Source organism: Pseudomonas sp. S60, from assembly GCF_016647865.1.
Classification (GTDB): Bacteria; Pseudomonadota; Gammaproteobacteria; order Pseudomonadales; family Pseudomonadaceae; genus Aquipseudomonas; species Aquipseudomonas parafulva.
This window is the reverse complement of sequence record NZ_JACVVH010000021.1, coordinates 20,705-42,473: the sequence shown is the minus strand read 5'-3', so window position 1 is coordinate 42,473 and position 21,769 is coordinate 20,705. Positions and strand designations below refer to the sequence as shown.

At 63.4% G+C, this 21,769-nt stretch carries 17 protein-coding genes, 2 pseudogenes and 1 riboswitch; of the genes and pseudogenes, 6 read left to right on the top strand and 13 right to left on the bottom strand.

Annotated elements, in window-relative coordinates; all coding sequences use genetic code 11:
• Positions 1-145 precede the first annotated feature (145 nt).
• Positions 146-1,297, top strand: a pseudogene (locus IAE33_RS12695) (glycosyltransferase family 4 protein); the annotation flags it as partial.
• 91 nt (positions 1,298-1,388) lie between these two features.
• On the opposite strand, the gene IAE33_RS12690 reads toward IAE33_RS12695, so the two are convergent.
• Together IAE33_RS12690 and IAE33_RS12685 are read right to left on the bottom strand one after the other, a co-directional pair.
• Entirely contained in the window at positions 1,389-1,871 is a 483-nt protein-coding gene (locus tag IAE33_RS12690; protein WP_082428410.1) for a glutathione peroxidase, read from the bottom strand.
• A 145-nt stretch (positions 1,872-2,016) separates the two neighbouring features.
• Positions 2,017-2,502, bottom strand: a complete 486-nt coding sequence (locus IAE33_RS12685) for an FKBP-type peptidyl-prolyl cis-trans isomerase (protein WP_201163752.1) — start codon at positions 2,500-2,502, stop codon at positions 2,017-2,019.
• Between IAE33_RS12685 and IAE33_RS24585 the strand changes: the two are divergent.
• A pseudogene (locus IAE33_RS24585) lies at positions 2,501-2,620 on the top strand (DUF3565 domain-containing protein); the annotation flags it as partial. The gene IAE33_RS12685 and the pseudogene IAE33_RS24585 sit on opposite strands and share 2 nt — an antisense overlap.
• Positions 2,621-2,714: 94 nt before the next feature.
• Positions 2,715-4,802 (top strand): phosphate acetyltransferase, encoded by a 2,088-nt coding sequence (gene pta, locus IAE33_RS12680; RefSeq protein WP_201163751.1) that lies wholly within the window; start codon positions 2,715-2,717, stop codon positions 4,800-4,802.
• A gap of 241 nt (positions 4,803-5,043) precedes the next feature.
• Here pta and IAE33_RS12675 read toward each other — a convergent pair whose 3' ends face one another.
• The 7 genes from IAE33_RS12675 to IAE33_RS12645 all read right to left on the bottom strand — a co-directional run bounded on the left by IAE33_RS12675 (position 5,044) and on the right by IAE33_RS12645 (position 16,568).
• Positions 5,044-5,760: an OmpA family protein gene (locus tag IAE33_RS12675; protein WP_028631652.1), complete on the bottom strand. Its 717-nt coding sequence runs from the start codon at positions 5,758-5,760 to the stop codon at positions 5,044-5,046.
• Positions 5,761-5,862: 102 nt separating this feature from the next.
• Positions 5,863-6,555, bottom strand: a complete 693-nt coding sequence (locus tag IAE33_RS12670; RefSeq protein WP_028631653.1) for a sensor histidine kinase — start codon at positions 6,553-6,555, stop codon at positions 5,863-5,865.
• Positions 6,552-8,159, bottom strand: coding sequence for a response regulator (locus IAE33_RS12665; RefSeq protein ID WP_201163750.1), 1,608 nt, complete (start codon positions 8,157-8,159; stop codon positions 6,552-6,554). Before IAE33_RS12665 ends, IAE33_RS12670 begins: the two co-directional genes overlap by 4 nt.
• Before the next feature lie 159 nt (positions 8,160-8,318).
• Positions 8,319-11,036: a LuxR C-terminal-related transcriptional regulator gene (locus IAE33_RS12660; RefSeq protein ID WP_201163749.1), complete on the bottom strand. Its 2,718-nt coding sequence runs from the start codon at positions 11,034-11,036 to the stop codon at positions 8,319-8,321.
• Between the two features lie 252 nt (positions 11,037-11,288).
• Positions 11,289-12,653: a DUF1329 domain-containing protein gene (locus IAE33_RS12655; RefSeq protein WP_201163748.1), complete on the bottom strand. Its 1,365-nt coding sequence runs from the start codon at positions 12,651-12,653 to the stop codon at positions 11,289-11,291.
• A 25-nt stretch (positions 12,654-12,678) separates the two neighbouring features.
• On the bottom strand, positions 12,679-14,565 hold the full coding sequence (locus tag IAE33_RS12650) for a DUF1302 domain-containing protein (protein WP_201163747.1): 1,887 nt from the start codon (positions 14,563-14,565) through the stop codon (positions 12,679-12,681).
• A 320-nt stretch (positions 14,566-14,885) separates the two neighbouring features.
• Complete coding sequence (locus IAE33_RS12645; RefSeq protein WP_201163746.1) at positions 14,886-16,568, bottom strand: fatty acid--CoA ligase; 1,683 nt, start codon at positions 16,566-16,568, stop codon at positions 14,886-14,888.
• Between the two features lie 185 nt (positions 16,569-16,753).
• On the opposite strand from IAE33_RS12645, the gene IAE33_RS12640 reads away from it, so the two are divergent.
• The 3 genes from IAE33_RS12640 (at position 16,754) to IAE33_RS12630 (ending at position 19,622) form a co-directional block, all read left to right on the top strand.
• Positions 16,754-17,719 (top strand): 2-hydroxyacid dehydrogenase, encoded by a 966-nt coding sequence (locus IAE33_RS12640; protein ID WP_201163745.1) that lies wholly within the window; start codon positions 16,754-16,756, stop codon positions 17,717-17,719.
• A gap of 52 nt (positions 17,720-17,771) precedes the next feature.
• Positions 17,772-18,770 (top strand): class I SAM-dependent methyltransferase, encoded by a 999-nt coding sequence (locus IAE33_RS12635; protein WP_201163744.1) that lies wholly within the window; start codon positions 17,772-17,774, stop codon positions 18,768-18,770.
• A 38-nt stretch (positions 18,771-18,808) separates the two neighbouring features.
• Positions 18,809-18,950, top strand: a riboswitch (yybP-ykoY riboswitch).
• A gap of 87 nt (positions 18,951-19,037) precedes the next feature.
• The gene (locus IAE33_RS12630) at positions 19,038-19,622 is read left to right on the top strand and encodes a TMEM165/GDT1 family protein (RefSeq protein ID WP_028631661.1); all 585 of its coding nucleotides are present in this window, start codon (positions 19,038-19,040) and stop codon (positions 19,620-19,622) included.
• 44 nt (positions 19,623-19,666) lie between these two features.
• On the opposite strand, the gene IAE33_RS12625 is transcribed toward IAE33_RS12630, so the two are convergent.
• The 4 genes from IAE33_RS12625 to IAE33_RS12610 all read right to left on the bottom strand — a co-directional run bounded on the left by IAE33_RS12625 (position 19,667) and on the right by IAE33_RS12610 (position 21,716).
• Positions 19,667-20,485, bottom strand: a complete 819-nt coding sequence (locus IAE33_RS12625; protein ID WP_028631662.1) for a M48 family metallopeptidase — start codon at positions 20,483-20,485, stop codon at positions 19,667-19,669.
• 149 nt (positions 20,486-20,634) lie between these two features.
• Positions 20,635-21,255 (bottom strand): SOS response-associated peptidase, encoded by a 621-nt coding sequence (locus tag IAE33_RS12620; RefSeq protein ID WP_201163743.1) that lies wholly within the window; start codon positions 21,253-21,255, stop codon positions 20,635-20,637.
• A gap of 15 nt (positions 21,256-21,270) precedes the next feature.
• Positions 21,271-21,531: a putative signal transducing protein gene (locus tag IAE33_RS12615; RefSeq protein ID WP_028631664.1), complete on the bottom strand. Its 261-nt coding sequence runs from the start codon at positions 21,529-21,531 to the stop codon at positions 21,271-21,273.
• Positions 21,531-21,716, bottom strand: coding sequence for a CPXCG motif-containing cysteine-rich protein (locus IAE33_RS12610; protein WP_201163742.1), 186 nt, complete (start codon positions 21,714-21,716; stop codon positions 21,531-21,533). Before IAE33_RS12610 ends, IAE33_RS12615 begins: the two co-directional genes overlap by 1 nt.
• Positions 21,717-21,769: the final 53 nt, after the last annotated feature.

Sequence of the window (21,769 nt, the reverse complement as noted above, 5' to 3'; positions counted from 1 at the left end):
AATACCCCTTTAATCGGCGGGCGCGGCAGGGTCTTGAGCGTCAGGCCAGCAATATTTCATAAAAATGAAGTGGCACAAAACAGGCGTCATCTTTACGTCATGTTCACGTCACATTGGCGCAACCCTGCCGGCGGAAACTTTCTTCATGAACACACCCGCCCTGCATATCGTCCTGGTCAGCGAAACCTTCCCACCCGAGATCAACGGCGTGGCCAACACCCTTGGCCGCCTTAGCGAGGGGCTGTGCCAGCGGGGCCACAAGGTGACGGTAGTGCGCCCCCGGCAGGCCGGTGACGGGGCGGCAGAGAGCAACCCCGCAGTGGTGCTGTGCAGGGGCTGGGCGCTACCTGGCTACCCCGGGCTGCAATGGGGCGAGGTGTCGATGCACAGGCTGTTGCGCCGCTGGCGCCGAGAACGCCCGGATGTGCTGTACATCGCCACCGAGGGGCCGCTGGGGCTCAGTGCCCTGCGCGCCGCCAGGCGTCTGGGGGTCGCGGTGGTCAGCGGGTTTCATACCAACTTCCCGCAGTACTCGGGCCAGTATGGCCTGGGCCTGCTGGCACGCCTGCTCACCCATTACCTGCGCTGGTTCCACCGGCGCACCGCGGTTACCCTGGTCCCTAGCCTCAGCCAGCGCCTGGAGCTGGAGCGCCGCGGGTTCGAGCGCCTGGCATTGCTGGCGCGCGGGGTGGATGCCGGCCTGTTTCACCCCGCCCGGCGCAACCAGGCCCTGCGCGCCGGCTGGGGGTTGGGCCCGGAAGACATCGCCGTGCTGCATGTGGGCCGGCTGGCAGTGGAAAAGAACCTGGGCCTGCTGGCGCCAAGCATGCACGCCTTGCAGCAGGCGCACCCCCAATGCCGTCTACGCCTGATCGTGGTGGGGGATGGGCCGCAGCGCGCTGCGCTGCAGCAGCAAATGCCTGATGCCATATTCTGCGGTGCCCAGCGCGGCGAAGCGCTGGCCGAGCATTACGCCAGTGGCGACCTGTTCCTGTTCCCCAGCCTGACCGAAACCTTTGGCAATGTGGTACTCGAAGCCATGGCCTCAGGCCTGGCTGTGGTCGCTTACGACGAGGCCGCCGCCGCCCAGCATATCCGCCACGGTCACAGCGGGGCGCTGGCCATGCCAGGTGACCAGGCAGCCTTCATGGATGCTGCCTGCTGGTTACTGGAAGAAGAAGAAACCCTGCGCCGCGTGCGCCTCAATGCCCGCCAGCATGCCAGCCACCAGGGCTGGCCGGCCATCGTCGAGCAGTTCGAAAGCCACCTTCACAACGCTTGCCAGCAACAAGGCAGCCTACCTGCATGCGCGCACCCGGTTGGCGGCAGCCTGCTGGCGATACGCCGTGCAAACGGCGCCCCTCATACCGCCCACACACCCCCGGCAATCAGCCCAACGCTTTCTCTATCGCCTGCACCACTGCCGGGTCATCCGGCGCCGTGCGCGGTGAAAAGCGCGCCAGTACCCGCCCATCCTTGCCCACCAGAAACTTCTCGAAATTCCAGGTGATGTCACCCGGGAACTCGGCCCCCTCGCCTGCCAACAGCCGATACAGCGCATGGCGCTGCGGCCCGTTGACTTCCAGTTTGGCACCCAGCGGGAAGTTCACCCCGTAGTTAAGGCTGCAGAAGTCCTGAATGTCCTTGTCAGTGCCCGGCTCCTGCCCGGCAAACTGGTTGCACGGCAGGCCAAGTACGTTGAAACCGCGGTCACGGTAATCCTGGTAGAGATTCTCCAACGCTTTGTACTGAGGCGTCAGGCCACATTTGGAGGCGACGTTAACCACCAGCACCACTTGGCCTTTGAAAGGCGCCAGGGGCAGCTCACCCCCGTTCAGCGCGTTCAACTTCAGGTCGTGAAATGCACTCATGATGAAACCCCCTCTCAGGATGCCGACAACCCCGCAGGCAAATTGCGCCCACTAAAAAGGCGCTCGTCCAAACCGCCCGCTTCCCTGGGGAAGGCCGAACGGTTTGCCCGAGCGCCTGGCGACTCTCTGAGCTTAGCGCAGAAAATCAGTGGTGATGGCCACCTTCACCGTGGATGTGACGGTGGGCAACTTCTTCCTCGGTGGCGTCACGCACTTCGACGACCTTGACCTGGAAGTTCAGGCGCTGGCCAGCCAGTGGGTGGTTGCCATCAACGGTGACGTCATCGCCGTCGATGTCGCGGATGGTGACGATCTGCATCTGGCCATCGGGCGCAGAAGCGTGGAACTGCATGCCCACTTCCAACTGGTCAACGCCTTCGAACATGCTGCGGTTCAGGGTGCTTACCAGCTCGGCGAGGTACTCGCCGTAGGCGTCTTCCGGCTCGATGGCGACGTTCAGCTCGTCACCGGCCTGCTTGCCTTCCAGGGCCTTTTCCAGGCCTGGGATGATGTTGCCGGCACCGTGCAGGTAAACCAGCGGCGCGCCACCGGCGGAGCTGTCGATGGTCTCCCCGGCGTCGTTGGTCAGGGTATAGTCGATGGAGACTGCCTTGTTGGCGGCGATCAGCATGGGGCAAGACCTTCTGCAAAAGAATGTAGAACGGGCAAGTGTAACCAAGCCATCGCCCGAATGCGAACGCCCTGCAGACGAGCAACGGTCCACCAGTCGGATCATTGCGCTGCATCAGCACCCGGCATTGATGTGCAACGGGTGCGCACCGGCAACCGATAGCGCTACCCTTGACCGTTGATTCATTGCACCGCTTATCTCGAGAAGCACGCATGCAGACTTTTTTCATAGCGCCAACCGACTTCGGCGTCGGCCTTACCTCCATCAGCCTGGGCCTGATCCGCACCCTGGAGCGCGCCGGGTTGAAGGTCGGGTTCTTCAAACCGATCGCCCAGCCGCACCCAGGCGACACGGGCCCGGAGAGGTCCACCGAGCTGGTTGCCCGCACCCATGGCATCAAGCCCCCCACGCCCATGAGCCTGGGGCAGGTGGAGCGCATGCTGGGCGATGGCCAGCTGGACGAATTGCTTGAAGGCATCATTACCTTGTATCGGCAAGCCTGCATCGGTAACGACGTGGTGGTGGTCGAAGGCATGGTGCCTACCCGTCATGCCAGCTACGCCGCGCGGGTGAACCTGCACCTGGCCAAAAGCCTGGATGCCGAGGTGATTCTGGTGTCGGCCGCCGAGCATGAAGTGCTCAGCGAGCTGTCTGGCCGGGTCGAGCTGCAGGCTCAGCTGTTCGGGGGCCCACGGGACCCGAAAGTGCTCGGCGTCATCCTCAACAAGGTACGCACCGATGAAAGCATGGCGGCGTTCTCCACCCGCCTTCGCGAGCACTCGCCACTGTTGCGTGGCGACGACTTCCGCCTGCTGGGCTGCATCCCTTACCAGCCCGAACTGAACGCCCCGCGTACCCGCGACGTGGCTGACCTGCTGGGCGCCCAGGTTCTCAACGCCGGCGACTACGAACAACGGCGCATGAGCAAGATCATCATCTGCGCGCGTACCGTGGCCAACACCGTGCCGCTGCTCACGCCGGGTACGCTGGTGGTCACACCCGGCGACCGCGACGACATCATCCTGGCCGTCAGCCTGGCTGCCATCAACGGCGTGCCTCTGGCCGGGTTGCTGCTGACCAGCGACAGCAAGCCGGACGCTCGCATCCTTGGCCTGTGCCGGGGCGCGCTGCAGGCCGGGCTGCCGATCCTGTCGGTGAGCACCGGCTCCTACGACACCGCCAACCGCCTAAATTCGCTGAACCGGGAAATCCCGGTGGACGACCGCGAGCGTGCCGAATTCATCACCGACTTCGTTGCCAGCCACCTCGACGCAGCCTGGCTGCACCAGCGTTGCGGCACCCCTCGGGAACTGCGTCTGTCGCCAGCGGTGTTCCGCTACCAGTTGATCCAACGGGCGCAACAGGCCAACAAGCGGATCGTGCTGCCCGAGGGCGCCGAGCCGTTGCTGGTACAGGCGGCGGCTATCTGCCAGGCCCGTGGTATCGCCCGCTGCGTGCTGCTGGCCAAGCCCGACGAGGTGGACGCCGTGGCACGCGCCCAGGGCATCACCTTGCCCGATGGCCTGGAAGTGCTGGACCCGGAGCTGATCCGTGGCCGTTACGTGGACCCCATGGTGGCGCTGCGCAACAGCAAGAACCTCAACGCGCCAATGGCGGAACAGCAGCTTGAAGACCCGGTGGTCATCGGCACCATGATGCTGGCCCTTGGCGAAGTGGATGGCCTGGTTTCTGGCCTGGTGCACTCCACCGCCAACACCATTCGCCCGGCCCTGCAACTGATCAAGACGGCCCCGGGTGCCAGCCTGGTTTCCTCGGTGTTCTTCATGCTGTTCCCCGAGCAGGTGCTGGTATACGGCGATTGTGTGATGAACCCACACCCCAGCGCTGCGGAACTGGCAGAGATCGCCCGGCAGAGTGCAGCATCGGCCCAGTCGTTTGGCATTGCGCCGCGAGTGGCGATGATCAGCTATTCAAGCGACTCGGCCAGTGACGAAGAAGTGGACAAGGTGCGTGAAGCCACACGCATTGCCCAGGACGCGGCCAGAGAACTGTTGATTGATGGGCCGTTGCAATACGACGCTGCGGTCAACCCGGCGATTGCCCGGGACCTGGCACCGGGCAGCCAGGTAGCTGGGCGGGCGACGGTGTTCGTATTCCCAGATCTGAACACCGGCAACACCACCCACAAGGCTGTGCAACGCAGCACCGACGGTGTGAGCCTGGGGCCAATGTTGCAGGGGTTGCGCAAGCCGGTGAATGACCTGCCGCGTGGCGCGCAGGTTGACGATATTGTGCATACCATCGCGTTGACGGCCATACAGGCCAGTGAGGTGGGCTGAGGCGGTTGGGGCCGCTTTGCGGCCCATCGCAAGCTCATGGAGCTGCACGTAGCAAGCTGATCTGACAGGACCTGTGGGAGCGGCTTTAGCCGCGAACACCGGCGGAGCCGGTGCCATGCTCCGCGCTGGATGCTTCGCGGGTAAATCGGATCGCCGCACCGCCGCTCCCACAAGGGACCGCGCCTTGCTTGCCGACTTCAACTTGCCGGGCGACAGCGCAGCCCCTTACTGCCTAACAGCATCAAGGGTACTGCTGTACCTGGCCTTGTTGCTGGTCGTACTGCTGACCGGGGATTGGCTTGAGGTTCACTTCCACACGGCGGTTCTGCGCGCGGCCATTGGCATCGGCGTTGCTGGCAATCGGCTGGTCCGGGCCCATACCACGCACCGACACCCGCGAAGCATCGACGCCCTGGGAAGTCAGGTAGGTACTGACCGCCTGCGCACGGCGCTGGGACAGGTCCATGTTGTGCTGGCGGCTACCGGTGCTGTCAGTGAAGCCGACCACTTCGATGGTGTTCTGGTTGAATTGCTTGAACGAGCCTGCCAGGTTGTTCAGCGGCGCATAGAAGCTTGGGGAAATGTTGGCCGAATCGGTGGCGAAGGTAATGTTGCCCGGCATGATCAGCTTGATCTGGTCACCCTGGCGCTGAACTTCCACCCCGGTGTTGGCCATTTTCTCGCGCAGTTCGGCTTCCTGCTTGTCTGCGTAATAGCCATAGCCGGCAGCTGCGGCGCCAATGGCGGCGGCACCGATCAGTGCGCCCTTGCCACGGTGGTTATGGTCGATGGCAGCACCCGCAACGGCACCTGCCAGCGCACCCAGGCCACCGTACTTGGCGGTCTTGCTCATGCCACCGGAGCCTTGCCCCTGGTTCTCGTAGGGGTTCTGGCCAGCACAGCCGGCCATCATGGCAGCGGCAGTTCCGACGATAATCAGGCGACGCATGTTGAACATGGGCAAGCTCCTACTGTAAGTCGTGAAGGCGGTAGATCTGAAACGGCTCTATGCCAGGGTTGGAGTGCCCCGGTAAAGGAAAATTCCATGAAGGAGTCTTCATCACGGCAGGAACAGTTTGAACAACCCGCCGCCCAACTCGCCCCCGTTGGAGATCTCGATCCGCCCCTGCACCCCGTTGCTTTCATGCAAGGCGGCAATGCGTGCAGCAAAGTAAAGGCCCAGCCCCGTGCTGCCACTGTTGGAATCGATGCCCTGGATGTACTCCTGCTGCCGGTCGATCATGCGCTGTGGGTAGCCCGGGCCGTCATCGTTCACGCAGATGGCCAACTGGTTGTCCGCTTCCTCGATGGTAATCAACAGCGCCTGCTCGGCGAAGCGCGTGGCGTTGGTGATCACGTTGGCGATTACCGATGCCACCAGCTCGCGGTCGAAGAAGCCCAGCGGGTTATCGGTGTCGATGCGCCAGCTTGCCTGAATGGCATTGTGCTGCAGCACCTCCTCGTGAGCCGCCAGCTGGGCTTCGATGAAGTCGTCCAGCTCGTGGTAGTCGGGGCACACAGGCAGCTGGTTGACGCCCAGCTTATAAAGCCCCAGCAGTTGCACGAGCATGCCATTGAGGTGACGGAACTCGTGCTCCATCACGCCCTGCTCCACGCCGCCACGCAGTTCCTCGGGCAGGCGCTGTACCCACTGGCTGTGGGACTGGATCAGCGCGGAGAGCGAATTTTTCAGGTCGTGCACGGTGGAGGCGATCACCGTGGAAAAATCCAGCCCCTGATTGTCTTGATTCATGCGCCGAACACCCGGGTATGCAGTTTGCGGTAGCGGTCATAGCGGTTATCGCTGGCAGGGATGCCGGCCACGCTGGTCAAGGCGTCACGGCACTCCTGCATGATCGCAGGCTGAGGATTTTCACCGCCGATGCGCAGCAGCGCCTGGGCGGTGTTGAGGGCGATGCTGATGTTTTTGGGCTGCAGGCCCAGTGCCTTGCGGAACATCTGCAACGCCTCGCCAAGCTGACCTCCCTGGTAACTGCGCACGCCCTGACGGTTGAGCGTGACGGCTTCGGTAATGGCGTTGAGCACGCTTGGGTCGTCGGTCAGCTTGCCCACTTTTTCCATGACCTTGGGGTCGTCGCCATAACTCTCCACACAGTTCCTGAGCACCACGGTGGCCGCTGCATCCTGACCCATGGCCTGCAACTGCCGGGCAACCGTGAGGGCAGCATCCACCGAGAAGAACTGGTTCATCTTTTCCAGACGCAACACCGCCTGCTCCGTCAGCTTGGCAGCGGTTTCAGGGTCACCGGCCTGCTGCAGGCTGGCGGCCTTCATCATCCGCGCTCGAACCTGCAAACCCTGGTCTTCAGGGTTTTCCTTGGCCACTTCACTGAGGGTGGTGTTGATCTCGACACGGGTACGGGCATCCAGACCAAACCCGGCGTTGCGGCTCATCAGTGCCTGGGCCAGGCCCAGGTTGTTCTCGGCGTCTTTGTAACGCGAGCTTTGCCCCTGGGTGACGGCGTGGCGGAAGGCCTTGGAAGCGCTGTCGAAGTCTTCGTTGGCCAGTGCCAGCTTGCCCAGCGTCGCCTGGCGCCTTACAGACAGCGGTGACAGGCGCACGGCCTCTTCCAGCAGGCCCTGGGCGCGTTTGGTTTCGCCCTGGGCTACCAGCACTTCGGCAATGCCGTCGTACAGGGCTGGCATGATGGGGAACGCCTTGAGCGCTTGTTCATACACCGCTTGCGCCTGGGCATTCTGCCCACGCTTGTGCATCAGGCTGCCCAATGCGGCGTACACCCAGGGCTGGGGGCGGCTGGCCAGGATGGCCTTGAGAAACTTCTCCAGCTCTTCGAACCGGTTGAGGTTGCGTAACGCATCGGCCCGGTAGCGCAGGCATAGCGGCGCCAGGCGCGGGTCTTTTTTGCACAGCTCTGCGCAGGCCGCCAGCACCTCACCAGGGCGATTGCGGTCCAGTGCCTGGAGGATGGGCTTGAGCAAGGTTTTGCGCTGGTACAGTTTCTCGACCCGCTGGGCCAGGCCAACGCGGTTGAAGGGCTTGGTCAGGTAGGCGTCCGGCTCATGCTCGATGGCGCTGAGCACAATGGCCTGGCTGCTTTCGGCCGTCACCATGATGAACACGCATTCATGGCTGATGTGCTTGTCGATGATCAGGTCTTCAAGCACCTGCTGGCCGTTCTTCTTGCCATCGCCCAGGTGAAAATCCTGCAGGATGAAGTCGTAGCGCTTCTGCGCGCACATCCGCAATGCCTGCTCGCCACTGTCGGCGGTATCGACGTCCCGCACGCCCAGCTCGCGCAACATGGAGCGGGTCGAGGTGCGGAAGTCGGTGAAGTCGTCGACGATCAGAAAGCTCTTTTGCCCGAACTGCAGCATCAACACGACCTGCCTTGGAATAATGGGAAAAACCGCGCGAGGCGATGCCACCGATCGCTGTATCGGCAGCTGCTCGGAAAAGATGAAAGCGGGCAGCTGCGTTCCTGCAGGCTGGCCCCAAGCCAGCATTTTAGCGAGCAGCCGCCCGCTGGGCCAGCGTCACGCCAGCAAGCCGAGGGATTTTGCCCTGGCCACGGCCTGGGTACGGCGCTCCACACCCAGCTTGCTGTTGATATGGCTGGCGTGGGTTTTGACGGTGTGCAGCGAAATGAACAAGCGCTCGCTGATCTGTTGGTTAGACCAGCCTTGAGCGATCAGCTCGAGCACCGCCAGCTCGCGGCCGCTCAAGGCCTCCATGCCAGAGGCGCCGGTACTGGCAACTTTTGGCAGGCGCTGCAGCAGTTCGCCCTGGACCGGGCAGCTGGCATGCCCCTGCAACTGCTCGGCCAGCCACTGCGGGTGCTGTTCGAGCAGTACCTGAAAAGGCTGCAGTACCCCGCCACGCGCAGCTTCCAGCAAACCCGGCAGCCATTGCGCGGCCTTGCCGGCTTGGCCAGTACCCAACAACAGCGCCAGCAACTGCGCCAGCGCACTGACCGTGAGCATCATGCCGCCACAGCGCTGGCCGCGAGCGACCAGTGCCTCCAGGCGCTGCGCGGCCTCCTCACAGCGCGCACGGCTGCGGTCCAGCCATGCCTGCTGCAACGCCACATGGCACGGCAACAAGGGGTGGAACTCGGGGGCCAGGGCCGATTGTTCCCCCCCATAGGTCTGGCCCAGGCGCTGCAGCCAGGACTCGGCCAGGTCTGTGCGCCCTTGTGCCAGCCATAGCTCGCATTTCACCAAGGTGATCATGGCCAGGTAGTACACAGGCGGCACGTCCCAGATATGCATCAGGCGCTCTGCTTCGGCCAGTTCGGCAAACGCTTCGGCAAAATGCCCTTCACGCCCGTCGAGGGTGGCAATTACGCAATGGCCGATGAGCACGCTGATGTCGCGGCAGGCGCGGGCTTCACCAAGGCCCGCGCGCAAGCGGGCACGGCCCTGCACGGGGTTCAGGCGCGACACCTGCAGGTAGCCGTCGTACAGGGTTAGACGTGCGCGAATGGCATACAGGCGTTGTGCCGAAAGCCCTTGCAGGCGCTGCAGGCCCTGACGCACTTCATCGAGCGCACGCAGCACCTCGCCACGGGCGTGCAGCACGCGCGCACGGTCGTAGTGGGCCAATGCTTCGAACAACGGGTTGCCGACCCGCTGGGCCAGCTCGAGCGCTTCGCGGTTCCAGCCGCGGGCACGCCAGAAGTCACCCTCGGCAATGGCCAGGTTGGACAAGGTGGACAGGCATACCAGGCGCTGGCCGTAACGCTTGCAAGGCAGGCTGTGCAGCGCTTCGCTGCAGTAAGCCAGGGTTCGCTCGCGATCACCGCGGCCCCGGGCGATCACGCCACTGAGTGCCAGCCATTGCGCCAGCATGGATTTCTGCGCGCTGGCAGAGGGCGCGGGCAGAAAGCGGCTGAGGTAGCCGGCCAGTTCCTCGGCCGCGTCCAGCTGGCAGGCAAGGCCCAGTGCCCAGCTGTACAGCACGATCAACCGAGGGGTACTGATCAGCAGGCTGTCGGGCAGGTCCATCTTCCAGCGCAACAGCATGCCGACGTTCTGTTCGGCCAGCAGTTGTTCTTCTGAAAGGCTTTGCACAAGGTCGGCCGCCACATCCAGGTGCCCGCCGCGCAGCGCCTGCTCTACGGCTTCGTCCAGCAAACCCTGGGCCTGGAACCAACGGCAGGCGCGCAGGTGCCGGCCAGCCAGCGGCTCGCTTTGCTGACGGCTGCGCAACAGGTCGGAAAACAGGTGGTGATAGCGGAACCAGCGGCCGTGTTCGTCCAGGGGCACCAGAAATACCTGGTGCGCTTGCAGAAAACCCAGGATGGCGGCGCTGTCATTCCGTACCCGTAGTGCATCGCACAGGGGCGCGCAGAACCGTTCCTGGCAAGCAGTTTCATCGAGAAAGGCCTGCACGTCGGCAGGCAGCATGTCGATGACCTCTTCGAGCAGATAGTCACGGATCAGCCCTTCCCCGCCATGCAGTGCCTGGGGCAAGGCCTGGTCGTCAGCCGACTCACTGGCAGCCAGTTGCCAGAAGCGCAGGCCCGCCACCCAGCCATCACTGCGCTGGATCAGGTTGTCCAGTGCCTGGCCGCGCAGGCTGGTGGGCTTGCGGCCGATAACCGCCAGGGCTTCATCCACGGTCAGGCGCAGGTCTTGTTCGCTCAACTCGGCCAATTGCCGTGACAGGCGCAGGCGAGCCAGGTGCCAGTCAGGCCGCTGTCGGCTGGTGACCAGCAGCACCAGGCCAGCAGGCAGGTGGTTGACGAAGAACTGCAGGCAACCATCGAGCACAGGCCCCTGGGCCAGATGGTAGTCATCCAGCACCAGCAGCAATGGCGTATCAGCCTGGAAATACAGCGCAAGCTCATCGACCAGGCTGTCGAGCCATTGCTCAAAGGCGAACGGCTGATGACGCTGGCGCATCTTCAACAAACCCATGGCCTGCCCGCCCACAGCCGGGCAGTGTTGTTGCAGGCCCTCAAGCAGGCGTTCGAGGAAGCGACCCGGGTCGGCATCACGCGGGCTCAAGCCCAGCCACAGGCTACGCCAATGGGCCGGTAGCGCCTCGCAGAACTCGATGGCGAGGCAGCTTTTGCCAAACCCCGCAGGTGCACTGACCAGCAGCAAGCGCCCACCCAGCCCCGCGTGCAAGCGTTGGCACAGACGCTGGCGAGCGACATGGCCATCGGGCAAGGGTGGCCGGAAGAAACGCCCGTCCAGCAGGCCGATGGCCTGGCTGGCGAATCCGTTCGTACGGGACAGGTCTGACATGGCCGGCTCGTTCTGGTTGGAAGAATACGGCGATAGCGGTGTTTGCGAGACTAGCGGTTAACGTCGCGTATTTGAAGGCAAAGGGGGGGCGAATACTGGGGAAAAGACTACGACAAAAAGCAACAACGGCGATGGACAGAGGCTAAGGCGGGGGTTTGGTGGGATATTCAGCGGGTTTATTGGGGGGCTGGGGGCGCTTTGCGCCCCATCGCGAGCTGTGCTCGCGCCTACATCGCCCCGCTTGGCTACGGATTAACGGATGCCGGACTGGCGCAGTGCTGCGGGTTGGAAGTCCGCTTTGCTGGCGGTGAAGCCGAAGTCGTATGCACGCTTCTCTTCGTTCTTCATGCCCAAGGCCAGGTACCTGCCCGATTGCAGGTCGTAGATGGCCTCCAGGGTGATCCACGGCACCTCCACGTTGTAGTACGGCTGGGCGTGGGCCTCGGACACGCGCCACAGCTGGCCACGGCCGTCGTACTGGTCGATCACGGCGGCCTGCCAGGTGTCTTCGTCGATGTAGAAGTCACGCTTGGCATAAATGTGCCGCTGGCCAGGCTTGAGGGTGGCAACCACATGCCACACCCGACGCAACTCGTAACGGGCCAAGTCCTGGTTGATGTGCCCGGCCTTGACGATATCGCTGTACTTCAGCTTGGGGTCATCGAGTTTGAAGGCGTTGGAGGCAATGTACAGCTCCTTCTTGCCCTCGAGCTTCCAGTCGTAGCGGTCCGGGGCACCGTTGTACATGTCGAGGTTATCTGAGGTGCGCAGGCCATCGGCCGCAGTACCCGGCCCGTCGTACGACACCTGCGGTGCCTGACGTACGCGGCGTTGCCCGGCGTTGTAGATCCAGGCCTTGCGCGGCTCCTTCACCTGGTCGAGGGTTTCGTGTACCAGCAACACGGTGCCAGCCAAACGCGCCGGAGCCGTCACTTCCTGTTTGAAGTAGAACAGGATGTTGCCCGGGTTGTTCGGGTCGTAATCCTTCATCCGGTCGCGGAACACGAACTGGTCAGAGAAATACACGGGGTTGAAGGAGCCGTTCTGCTGCGGCGTCGCCTGGATCACCTGCCGGCTGACGCTGCCGCCACGGTAGCGGGTAATGTGGTTCCAGATCACCTCCAACCCGGTTTTCGGAATGGGGAACGGCACTGCCGTGCGGAAGTCTTTCAGCCCGTTGCCGCCCTCAGCCAGGGTGGCTTTGGTGGCGTTCTCCTTGATGGCTGCGAACACATCAGCGGGTACAGTTGCCCCCCGGTGGGTTTTGAAAACCGGAATTCTGTAGGTGTCCGGGTATCGCTTGAACATGGCCAACTGGCCGGGTGAGAGCTTGTCCTTGTACTGGTCGGCATTCTGCGCGGTGATGGTGAACAGGGGTTTTTCGCTGCCGTAAGGGTCGGCAAGGAAACCCTTGCCGTCGACGCTGCCGGCGGTTTTGGCCAGCGGCTGCCAGGGGCCGATGGAGCCATCGGCATTGCCGGCTTTTTCCGCACCCATTGGCGTCAGGGTGCTGCCCAGCTTCGCCGCCTCATCCGCAGACACCGCTGCCATCACGCTGGTCGCCAGCAGGGACAGGCCCAGCACACCGGCTTGCAGCAGACTTCTGGTCTTGTTCATGTCATGTCGTCCTGGATCTGTTTGCTTAGAAGTTCACGCCGAAGCTGAGGGCGACGAAGTCGCGATCATCCACGGTGGTGTACTTGCCGTCGAAGAAATTGGTGTACGAGAGGCTGGCGGTGTAGGTGTTCTGGTACTCGGCGTCCAGCCCCAGGCTGACTGCCTTGCGGCCTTCCTCGAAGTTGCCGCCCGGGCCTGGCGAGTAACCGGACACATCATGGGACCAGGCCACGCTGGGCTTGAGGTTGACCCCGGCGAACACGTCCGGGTAATCCCAGATCACGCGGGCGCGGTAACCCCAGGAAGTGCGGGTGGTGTAGCCGTCGTTTTCACACTTGCGGTTCAGGTTGGCCGTGGAGCTGCCCGGCCCGGCACCGGCGATGGTGCTGGCGTTGAGTGCCTGGCAGGTATTGGCGCCACCGGTAGAAGGCAGTGGGCCTGGGCCGTAAACCGGGTCGCGGCCATAGCGGGTGTCGTAGGCGCTCTCCAGGCCACCGACGTGGGTCACGCCCACCTCACCCACCACGGTCATGCGGCTGGCGCCCATCACCTGGTCGAAGAAGTGCGTGAGGGTAGTCTGGAACTGGGTGACTTCCTTGCGGCGATAGCCATGCAGGTCCTGGCCCGGGGTGCCGGTAAGCAGCGAAGCATTACTGAGTGCGCCGCCCAGCGGGCGTACACCGGCAAACAGAATATCGGTGGTGTTCAACTGCACCGGTGCGTTGGGGCGGTAGCTGAGTTCACCACTCCACGCTGTACCGGTGGGCAGTGTAGTGGAGAAGCTCAGGCCATACAGGCGGATGTCTTCGGGGTATTCCACGAAGTACTGCGAGTTGCCGGCAACGATCAGCGGCGCCAGGGCGCGCAGTTGCGCCGGCAGGGTCGGGATGGCGGCGAACACCGAGGGGGATGCGCCGGTGGCGCTGAAGATCGGCGCACGGCTGTGGTAGTTCATGAAGTAGGCACCGAACTCGGTGTCCAGCGGTTCGAACATGTAGCGCATGGCCACACCGAACTGCCCGCTGTCACGGGCATCGCGGTCGCCGCCCCGGCGCACCATCACCCCTTCCTCGTTGATGTTCACACCCCGTGTGGCCAGGAACTGGCGGGCTGCTGCCGGCACTGTGCGACTGCTGTTGAGCACGCGCAGGTTATTGTTGCAGCCGTCGGCAATGATGTCTGGCTGGGAGAAGAAGGTGCCGCAGTTGTCGACAACCGTCTGGTCCCACTCAAGCTGGTAGAACGCCTCGGCTGACAGGTTGTCGGTGAGGCTCTGGGAGATATAGAACATGTTGACCGGGATCAGGCCTTCCTTGATCTCGGCCCCGGGCCGGCGAAACGCCGACACGTCGATGGGGTTGATGGCGTTGATACCGCTGCCGATGAAGGTGCTTTCGCCCCAGCTCACCACTTGCTTGCCCAGGCGCACCGAGCCCGGTTGGTCGCCGATGGAGTAGTTGTGGTAGACGAAGGCGTCGAGCAGTTCGGCACCGGACGACTTGGCGCCCTCCTTGCGGTTGGAATCACTGATGTCCTTGAACTGGCGGTGCTCGTCCTTGAGTTCAAAGTCGTACCAGTACTTGCCGCGCACAAAGATGCCGGTGTCGCCGTACTTGAGCTCCAGGTCGTGAATACCCTTGAAGATCTTGGAGAAGGTTTCGCCCTTCTTGAAGTTCAGGTGGCCATCGTCAGAGGTTTGCGACAGGCCCTTGCCGCCGTTGTTGACCCCGATGAGGTTGCGGTTGGGGTTGGCGGTCGACCAGCTGGCGCCTATGGAGAGCGACGAGTCGAACTGGCCTTCGATTTCACCAATGTTGAAGCTGACTGCGAATGCTGGGCCGGCGAGCGTGGAAGCAAGGCTGACGGCCATGGGCAACCTGGCCCTGCGCCAGAACGGGTTTGCAGATTTCATCGACGCTACTCCATGTACTTTTTTGTTATGGCAGTGAGTCCCTTCAGGAATGGCCTGAACGACCGGCATGCAAGCGTGCGCCTGCGTACCCTCCCCTCCCGAAAAGCCCCTGACCCCGACTATAGCCAGCAAGGCACAGGCGCTTGATCCCTCTAAAGTGTGATTTGCGCTCCATGCCGCCGACCCGCTGGTGTTTGCTCCGCGTGCAGGCTGGCAGTGCTCAAGGATGGCGCATTTGCGCCGTTTGGCAAGGCGCCAGGCGCTCTGCCACGCGGGTTACCCCCGGGCAGATTGCCGCAGGCACCCCGGTTACCGCCCCGTTACAAGGTGGAAAGAAACGCACTGTTGCTGGCTTGCCACTGGACGATGTCCTGGCGGATACGTTTCTTGTCGAGTTTGCCGACACTGGTCTTGGGAATTTCAGTAACAACGGCGATCTGGCTTGGAATGGCCCACTTGTTGATCTGCCCTTGCTCCACGAACGGCTTCAAATGGTCTTTGAGTGCCTTGGCATCGACCGCCTGCCCTTCCCTGAGTACCAGCAGGGCGAATGGCCGTTCCCCCCACTGTGGGTCGGCCACCCCGACCACAGCGACCTCGCGAACCGCCGTGTGCCGGCTGATCAGGTCTTCGAGGTCCAGCGAAGATACCCACTCGCCGCCCGTCTTGATCACATCCTTGATGCGGTCGCGGATATCGATGAAACCCATGCTGTCGAGGGTGGCGACGTCACCCGTGTGCAGCCAGCCGCCTTGCCACAGGGCCTCGCTCTTCTCGGGTTCGTTCAGGTAGCCCTGGGTCAGCCAGGGTGCGCGCAGTACCAGCTCCCCCTGGGTTTCGCCATCGGCAGGCAGGAACTTGCCTTCGCCGTCGACAATGGCAGCTTCCACCAAGGGCACCGGCACGCCGGCCTTGATGCGGTAGCTGACCCGTTCATCTTCGCTGCCGGCACGCAGTTCATCGTTGAGGTGGGCCGCAGAAATCAGCGGGCAGGTTTCGGACATGCCATACGCCGCCGTGAGCTGTATGCCGCGGGCCAGGGCAGCCTCGTACAACGAGCGGTTCAAGGCACTGCCGCCAATGATGATCTTCCAGCCACCAAAGTGCTGCCCCTGGGCGCTTGGACAGTTCAGCAGCATCTGCAAGATGGTAGGCACGCAGTGAGAGAACGTGACCCGTTCTTCACGCCACAGCCTGACCAGCATTTCTGGCTCGTAGCGGCCGGGGTACACCTGCTTCATGCCCAGCATGGTGGCGGCATAAGGGATGCCCCAGGCATGCACATGGAACATGGGGGTTATCGGCATGTACACGTCATCGCTGCCGATCAGGCGCACGCTGTCGATACTGCCGGTTACCGACGTTTCGGCCAGCGTGTGCAGCACCAGTTGCCGGTGGGTGAAATACACCCCCTTGGGGTTGCCCGTGGTACCGGTGGTGTAGAACGTGGTGGCCACCGAGTTTTCGTCGAAATCGGGGAAGTCGTAGTGCGGGCTGGCAGCGGCCAGCAGTTGTTCATATTCGCCCTCCATGCTCGGCAACGTGGCTTGGCTGGCCGCATCGTCGGTCAGCAGTACCGTGCGCTCGACCGTGGTCAATTGGCCGGCAATGGACTGGTAGAGGCCTGCAAAATCACTGTTGACCAACACCAGGCGGTCTTCGGCGTGGTTCATGGTGTAGAGGATCTGCTCGGGCGACAGGCGCACGTTGATGGTGTGCACCACCGCCCCGATCATGGGAATGGCGAACATGCACTCCAGGTAACGGTGGCTGTCCCAGTCCATCACCGCCACGGTATCACCGGCCTTCACGCCGGCGGCGGTCAGCACGTTGGCCAGCCGTGCAATACGTTCGTTGAGCTGCGGGTAGGTCAGGCGCAGGGTGTCCCGGTAGACGATTTCGCGGGTTTTCTCGTAGCGGCTTGCAGACATCAGCAGGCGCTTGATCAGCAGCGGGTACGCATAGGCGCCCTCGGCGGGCTTGATGATGCGGGTCTGCAACATAAATATCCCTTTCATTGAGCAGCAGGCTGGAAACGTGTGGACGTTACTGTAGTGCGCCGATATGACAGCCAAATCAGCCGAAGGAATGATTTGCCAGGCGCAGGTGTTGAGGGGTGGGCGTTGACGGGCGGTTGCAAGGGGCTGGACACTGGGTTGAAGCCTGCGATCAGCCCCCGGAGAACTCCATGCCCAGCCCGCGTCACGCCGTGTTTCTCGACCACCACTCCCTGGACCTTGGCGACCTTGACCTCTCGCCCCTGAAGCAGCAGTTCGACACCTTCGAACTGTTCGCGGCCACCCGCCCGGAGCACGTGGCAGAGCGCCTGCAAGGGGCAACCGCGGTCATCAGCAACAAGGTGGTACTGGATGCCGCAACACTGGCTGCCAACCCGCAGCTGAAGCTGATTCTGGTGGCTGCCACGGGCACCAACAACGTCGACCTGGCCGCTGCGCATGCGCAAGGCATCACCGTTTGCAACTGCCAGGGCTACGGCACCCCTTCAGTGGCCCAGCATACCCTGGCCCTGTTGCTGGCACTGGCCACCCGCCTGTGCGACTACCAGCAGGCCGTGCGTGAAGGCCGCTGGGCCCAGGCCAGCCAGTTCTGCCTGCTGGACTTCCCCATCGTCGAACTGGAGGGTAAAACCCTCGGCCTGCTGGGCCATGGGGAGCTGGGTGGCGCGGTGGCGCGGCTGGCCGAGGCGTTTGGCATGCGCGTGCTGAGCGGGCAGATACCCGGGCGACCCAGCCGCAACGACCGCCTGCCGCTCGATGAGCTGCTGCCTCAGGTCGATGCCCTGACCTTGCACTGCCCGCTCAACGAACAGACCCGGCACATGATCGGTGCCCGCGAGCTGGCGCTGCTCAAGCCCGGCGCCCTGGTGGTGAACACTGCCCGAGGCGGTTTGATCGACGAGCAGGCGCTGGCCGATGCCCTGCGCAGTGGCCACCTGGGCGGGGCGGCTACCGACGTGCTCAGCGTCGAGCCGCCGGCTCACGGCAACCCACTGCTCGAGCCCGGCATCCCACGCCTGATCATCACGCCCCACAGCGCCTGGGGCGCGGTGGAAGCCCGCCAGCGCGTCGTCGGGCAGCTGGCCGAAAACGCTCAGGCCTTCTTCGCCGGGCAGGCGCGGCGAGTGGTCAGCTGAGCCAACGTGGCGCCTCTGGTACACTGCGCCACTTTTTCCGGAGGCCTCGTCCATGGACCCGCGTAGTCAAGTGTTGCTCCGCCAGGCAGAGCTGTTCCAAGGCCCGCTGCTGATAGCCGGAGCACCGGCTGACAACCTGCTCGGCCAGTTGCCTGAAGCCCATGCCTGGACCTGGCACGCCGGCGACCATGCAGCCTTGGCCAGCCGTTACGCAATGCGCAGCCACTGCGGGGTGGAACCACCGGCCGTGGCGTTCACTGCGGCCGTGCTGTTCCTGCCCAAGTCACGCGAACTGGCTGCCTACCTGCTCAATGCGCTGGCTGCACCGTTGGCGGGCGGCGAACTGTACGTGGTGGGGGAAAAACGCGGGGGTATCGAGGCCGTATCCAGGCAGTTGCAGGCCTTTGGCAAACCTCGCAAGCTCGACAGCGCCCGGCACTGCCAGCTCTGGCAGGTCACCGTCGAACAGGCGCCCCAGGCGCAGCCGCTTGAAAGCCTGGCGCAACGTTTCGAGCTGGACCTGCCAGACGGCCCCTTGCGCGTCACCAGCCTGCCGGGCGTGTTCAGCCATGGCCGCCTGGACCGGGGCACCGCCCTGTTGCTCAAGCACCTCGATGGGCTGCCGGACGGCCATGTACTGGACTTCGGTTGTGGTGCGGGCGTGCTGGGTGCTGCCGTGAAACGGCGCTATCCACAAAGCCGCCTTACACTGCTGGACGTGGACGCCTTTGCCGTTGCCGCCAGCCGCCTGACCCTGGCTGACAATGGCCTTGAGGGCGAGGTCATTCAGGGTGACGGGATCGACGCAGCGCCTTTTGACCTGAGCCTGGTGCTGAGCAATCCACCGTTCCATACCGGCGTACACACCGACTACCACGCCTCGGAAACCATGCTAAAAAAATCCGCCGAACACCTGCGAAAAGGTGGCGAAATTCGCCTGGTTGCCAACAGTTTTCTGCGCTACCAACCGCTGATCGAAGCGGCGCTGGGCAACTGCCGGGTACGCGACGAAGCGGATGGGTTTCGGATTTATCAGGCGACACGTGGCTGAAAACAACGCTTGCCGAAACCGTTTCGCCTAGGCAGAATCCGCTCCGTCCTAGGGGAGTAGTCTCCCGCGAGCCACCCGCTCGCCCGGTACGCGTCAACACACTTGGTCCACAGACCATGGCGCGTGCGACCCACCATGCACCCTTGCATGGCCAGATCTGCGCAGACAGATCCAGGGTTTGACAAGACCTATGACACGCACACCTTACCCGGGGCGGGAAGGCTGTACGTGTCATAGCCGTGTCGACCCGCCCCCGTAGGAATCCTGATGCTGGAATCTCTGTTGGTCCCCACCGCCATCGTTGCGCTTGCCGAAATCGGCGACAAGACGCAATTGCTTGCGCTCATTCTTGCCGCGCGTTTTCGTAAACCGTGGCCGATCATTGCCGGTATCGTTGCCGCCACACTGGCCAACCATGCTGCGGCCGGCGCAGTAGGTGCGTGGTTTGGCAGTTTCTTCAGCGACGCCGCCCTGCACTGGATCCTTGCCGCAAGTTTCACCGCCACCGCACTGTGGACACTGGTACCGGACAAGATGGACGACGACGAGAACCCGGCGCGCCGCTTCGGCCCGTTCCTGACCACCCTCATCGCCTTCTTCCTGGCCGAAATCGGTGACAAGACCCAAGTGGCCACGGTGATGCTGGCCGCACAATACCCGCACCTGATCATGGTGATCGTCGGCACCACGCTGGGCATGCTGATCGCCAACGTACCCGTAGTGCTGGCGGGCAACTTCGCTGCAGACAAACTGCCGTTGACGCTGATCCGCCGCCTGGCAGCGGCTGCGTTCTTCGTGCTGGCCATCGTCGCGGTGTATTCGGCCATGAAGGCCAGCGGCTGGGTGGGCTGAAGGGGCTGCAAGCCGCCGGCATCTGCGGGCGGCTTGCACGGTTTTTATGGCTTGGCAGCAGCCTGGTACAGCGGCATCACCTTCGGAATGGCGGCCTGCAGCGAGGCAATGCGGCTGGCCGATGCGGGGTGAGTGCTCATGAACTCAGGCGGCGCCCCTTCCGAAGCCTTGCTCATCTTGTTCCACAAGGTGATGGCTGCGTTAGGGTCGTAGCCGGCGCGGGCCGACAACTCAAGGCCGATCAGGTCGGCTTCGTTTTCGTTGGCACGGCTGTTGGGCAGGGTCATGGCGTAGTTCACCACGGTGTCGGCCAGGGCCATGCTGTCCTGGCCGAGGCCCAGGAGGGCACCGGCACCGGAACGGGCCATTTGCACGCCGTAGGCTTTGGACATGGCCTCGCGGCTGTGTTCACGCAGGGCGTGGGCGATCTCGTGGCCTACCACGGCGGCGATCTCGGCGTCGTTGAGGTTGAGCTGATCGATCAGGCCGGTGTAGACGATGATCTTGCCGCCCGGGCCGCAGTTGGCGTTGAGTTCGTCACTCTTGATCACGTTGACTTCCCAGTTCCACTGGGCGGCATCGGGCCGGAACTTGGGGGCCTGGGCGATCAAGCGGTTGGCAATGGCCTGTACGCGACGGGCATCGGCGCTGGACTTGTCCAGCAGCCCTTTGCTGGAGGCCTCGCCCAGTGTCTGCTGATAAGACTGGGCGTACATCTTGTTCACTTCATCGGGCGACAGCATGCTGAACATGTACTGCTTGCGCTCTACACCCACGGAGCCGCCACTGGTGGTGTTCACCGCCTGGCAACCAGCTAGCAGGATGCCAGCACTCAGCAGGCTGACGACTAAACCTTTACGCATGAAATCACTCCCTTTCGACATGCGCCGTATCCTAGGATGACTCAAGGGTTGCCCGCCATAGCCGCAGGTAAGAATTTACCCACGTAGACGCGGCCGCAGGTCTCGACGGGTGTACACCAGCCCACCTGATCGTGAACCGTTGGACCGCATCAGGCCGGGGTCAAGCATTCCGGGGCATCCAGCTTCGGGTCGTTGACGAAATGGGCCAGGGCGCGCTCGCGCAGGGGCGCAGGCGGGCTCGCCAGCAATTCCTGCAGGCGGCTCAGTGGTGTCAGCGGGTCCAGCCAGGCTTCGCGCCCCGCTTCGTCCAGTATCAGGGGCCGGCGCTGGTTCACCGCGGCCTGCGTCACCACCGCGCAACTCAACCACACCTGGCCTTGCACCGGGTACGCCTCCCAGATGGCCGCGAAGTACAACGACGCCCCCTCGCCTGGCGTTAGCCAGTAGGGCCGTTTGCGCACGCTGCCACGCCATTCGTAAAAGCCGTTGGCCGGCATCAGGCAGCGGCGCTGGCGAAAGGCTTCGCGGAACATCGGCTGTTCGGCCAGGGTTTCGGCCCGGGCATGGGCAGGGGTACGTGACAGGTCGGTCAGCCAGGCGGGCGTCAAGCCCCAGCGCACCCTCGCCACCTCCGGCCCACCCTCGAGCTGGCGCTGGATGAGCACCGAGGCACCCGGCGAAATGTTCCATTGGGCGGGGTGACCGACCGGGAAGCCTGGCAGGCTGGCCAGTGCCTGAGGCCAGCGAAACAGGGCATAACGTCCACACATGGGGGAATTCTGAACCTAGCAGATCAAGGTACCGGGGAAACTCTCCGGTTCGTCGCCAACCATCGGCTGGGCGTCATTGTACGCATCGATCAACTGCCGTGCGTACTCGGCGTGCTCATCGTCCACCGCCAGGCCCAGCAGACCGTGAATCGGCAATTCACCGGCTGCGCCCACCAGGTCGCGGCCCACCAGATGTGCGCGCACCCCCTCGCTGGCCAGCATACCGGCCAGCATTTCCGCCTCAAGCAGGTTTTCGGGTTCGTAGATACGCCGCATCACGCATCGTCCTCACGTCTGACATCGAGCATCCATTCGTCATCGTGCACCTGCAAGCTGAAGATCACCGGCTGGCAGCACACCTGGCAGTCCTCAGTGTAAACCTGATCACCCGCCGAGAGGTCGACGGTGGTTTCCACCCGCTCGCCACAATACGGGCAATCATAGAAGTCGGTTTCCAGCATCGGGGCCTCCGCGGTGACTTATGCGTATAATTGCCGGTCTGTTTACAGGGCCC